At 61.3% G+C, this 1,071-nt stretch carries 1 protein-coding gene; it reads right to left on the bottom strand.

Going from position 1 to position 1,071, the window contains the following annotated elements; all coding sequences use genetic code 11:
* Nucleotides 1–84 precede the first annotated feature (84 nt).
* Nucleotides 85–969 carry a GNAT family acetyltransferase gene (locus NUV89_RS29690; protein WP_257784119.1) on the bottom strand — a complete coding sequence of 295 codons (885 nt, stop codon included), beginning with the start codon at nucleotides 967–969 and terminating at the stop codon, nucleotides 85–87.
* Nucleotides 970–1,071 lie beyond the last annotated feature (102 nt).

Here is a 1,071-nt window from a genome sequence, read left to right as displayed (position 1 = left end):
AATGCGGAGTGTCAGTCAATACAGCTGATACTGACACACCGCATTCGCGAGCAAGCCCGCTCCCACATTTGATCTCCGGTGTTTTCAGGGGATGTTTTCCACAATCTTCTTGCCCATGCTGATCCGCGGTTCCACGCCATACCCCAGCGCCTCGTAAAACCCCGTCACCGCATCATTGCCACTGGTGATCTGCAGGTTGATCTTCATGCAACCCAGGGCCGTCAACGCCTGTTCCGCATGGCGCACCAGCGAAGAACCCAAGCCATGCCGCCGATAGTCGGCGTGTACCGCCACTGAATACAGCCAGCCACGATGGCCGTCATAGCCCGCGAGAATCGTGCCGACCACCGTCTTTTTATCCGTCGCGACAAAAAACAGCCCGTCGTTGACCGCCAGCTTTTTATCAATCGCCAGGGCCGGCGAGTTATGCGCCGTGTCATACCCAAAGGCCTGTTGCCACAACGCCACCACTTGCGCCCGGTGCTGACGGTCGCGATACGGCCCGATGGGATGGCGGGACAACAACGTCTTCTCCATCACCAAGGTCCGTTCATTCCCGTGGTAGACGTCGCGCACCGTGTGAAACCCCAGCGCGGTATAGAACGGCTCGGCCGTCAGTGAAGACGGCACGCTCAACACCGTCACCCCGGCCTGGCGGGCGCGCAGTTCAATCTCGCTCATCAGCAACCGGCCAATGCCCTGCCCTTGCAGCGCCGGGTTGACGAACACCGAGCGGACCACGTTGGCCTCCAGCGCTGCCGTGGCCACGATAACGTCGTCCTGCATCGCCACCAGCACCACCCGGCGTGTCAGCAAGGCGATGACCGCATCGGGGGTGAAGTTGCTCGCGACCCGGGCGATCACGTCCGCTGGGTAATCCTTCGCGTTGCTGCTGTGCAGGGCCGCCAGGATGACCTGGCTGATGCCTTCGGCATCGGCGGGTTGGGCGAGACGGACGGCGGTAGGCATGATTCCTCCTGGCTGACGGCGCTTTAGCAAACGCCACAATACCAATGTGGGAGCGGGCTTGCTCGCGAAAGCGGTGGGTCAGCCAATGACTCTGTTGACTGA

The organism is Pseudomonas sp. 18.1.10, from assembly GCF_024655625.1.
GTDB lineage: Bacteria > Pseudomonadota > Gammaproteobacteria > Pseudomonadales > Pseudomonadaceae > Aquipseudomonas.
Note: the sequence above shows the minus strand (reverse complement) of the source record. Positions and strands in the feature narration are given on the sequence as shown.